The organism is Paraburkholderia sp. SIMBA_054, from assembly GCF_046534875.1.
GTDB lineage: Bacteria > Pseudomonadota > Gammaproteobacteria > Burkholderiales > Burkholderiaceae > Paraburkholderia > Paraburkholderia hospita.
Genome location: NZ_JAWRXV010000359.1, coordinates 1 through 361, shown reverse-complemented (window position 1 = coordinate 361; position 361 = coordinate 1). Strand labels below are relative to the sequence as shown.

The following is a 361-nucleotide window of genomic DNA, read 5'->3' as shown; positions in this document are numbered from 1 at the left end:
GCTTTCTGAAGAAATTCCGGTGTTCCGCGCCGGCCCTTGCCGAAATGAAAATCATAACCGGTGACCACACAGCTTGCGTGCAATCTTTCAACCAGAATGTGTTCAACGAAGTCCTCCGCAGAGCGAGACGAGAACTCACCGGTAAATGGTTGCTCAACGACCGCATCAAAACCCATCAGACGCAGAATCTCAGCCTTCTTTGCTGCTGCGGTCAAACGATCGATCGGCGCATCTGGCTTGAAGAAGCTACGCGGGTGCGGTTCAAAAGTCAGGACTACTGCTGGCAGACCGCTTTTTTCAGCAATCTCCAGCGCGCGCTCCAGCACAGCCTGATGGCCGCGATGGACACCATCGAAATTAC

Annotated in this window: 1 pseudogene; it reads right to left on the bottom strand. The window is 53.7% G+C overall.

What is annotated here, in order from left to right:
• Nucleotides 1-361, bottom strand: a pseudogene (locus SB822_RS55485) (bifunctional riboflavin kinase/FAD synthetase); the annotation flags it as partial.